2 protein-coding genes are annotated in these 1,325 nt (G+C 61.4%); both read left to right on the top strand.

Annotation, left to right across the window (positions count from 1 at the left end):
- Nucleotides 1–739, top strand: a 739-nt coding sequence (locus HCK86_RS23830) for a hypothetical protein (RefSeq protein WP_210260028.1), incomplete at its 5' end; no start/stop codon positions are given.
- 1 nt (nt 740) lies between these two features.
- Nucleotides 741–1,325 (top strand): hypothetical protein (locus HCK86_RS23825; RefSeq protein ID WP_176086985.1); only part of this gene is annotated, 585 nt, incomplete at its 3' end.

Below are 1,325 nucleotides of genomic sequence, written 5' to 3'. Positions count from 1 at the left end.
GGCGGTAAGTGGCATGAAGCGTCTTTCTGAATTCTTCGACCATTTGTCGCTAATGCCTTTTCGCTGGGATATTCAGCGCAATGACGAACTGTCGGGATCAGGCGACGGTGCTTACTGGACCGCGGCGCTTGCGCCGCCGCTCTGGACTGCCAAAGTCAGCGCGATGCCAATGCGCCTTTCCGAGGCTGAAGCCGTTTCGGCTCGGGTCCGTGGCGTTTCCGGGCCGGACAAGATCTTCATGTTTCGTGATCCCTATCTCATTGGTCCATCGATCGATCCCTCAGGTGCGCTGCTTGGCGATGCCTCGGTGACGATCAGTGCGGTCAATGACGGACAGATCAGCCTTTCGGGGCTGCCGGGCAGCACGGGCTATGCTGACACCGCCTTTAAGCTTTCGGAATGGCCTGAAGACGATGCGGCGCGGATTGGCGTTTCGCTTGCCGCGACCGGCTCCTACAGGCTTTCCGTCGGCGACAAGCTTCAGATCACCTCGGCCGCGACGGGCAAGACCGCCTTTGTCGAAGTGGCTGAGGATGTTGCTGCCGGGGCTGCGGGAACGACGGGGCTGTTTGATGTGTTCCCGGCACTGCCAGCCTATGTCGCGGCGGGTGACGCGGTCACGCTGGTCAGGCCTGCCTGTCCCTGCATTCTGGTGCCCGGCTCATTCAGTGCCGGGACCACAAGCGGGAACATTGTTTCCGACATATCCTTTTCGATCATCCAGAAGCGAAACGTCTGACATGAAGACTATATCGGCGACATTCCTCGCGGCGCTCACCAATGCCCGCGAGACTGGCCTTGTTGTGCGTTCGCTTGTCTGGGTGAAGGCACGCGACCGGGAGACGGGCAATGCAACGCCTGTCGGTTTCTGGAGCGGCGGCGAAGACGTCGTGCTTTCAGTGATCGACGGCGAGACGGGGGCGACGGTTCAGCGGGCCTATTACGGTGACGTCAATCTGTCGCTGCCGGAGATCCCGCGTGTTTCCGACATGACGGTGCAGACCGTCGACGTGACGCTGTCGCAGATCGCACCGGAAGTGCAGCAGCTGGTGCGCGGCTATGACGCCCGGCTTGCTGCTGTCGAGATCCACCAGATGCTGCTTGATCCCAAAACGGGGCAGGCGGTGGGGGCGGCCGAGGTCGCCTTTCTCGGCCTTGTCGATGGCGAGCCGATTGTAACGCCAGCGGCGGGCGATGAAGGCTCGATCACGCTCAATCTGATCTCTTCGGCGATTTCGATGCTCGCCAGAACCAATCCGCTCAAATCCTCCTATGAGGGCCAGAAACGGCGCTCGGGCGATCAGTGGGGCAGGGATTCCGGCGTG

The organism is Martelella sp. HB161492 (assembly GCF_013184775.1).
Classification (GTDB): domain Bacteria; phylum Pseudomonadota; class Alphaproteobacteria; order Rhizobiales; family Rhizobiaceae; genus Martelella.
Note: the sequence above shows the minus strand (reverse complement) of the source record. Positions and strands in the feature narration are given on the sequence as shown.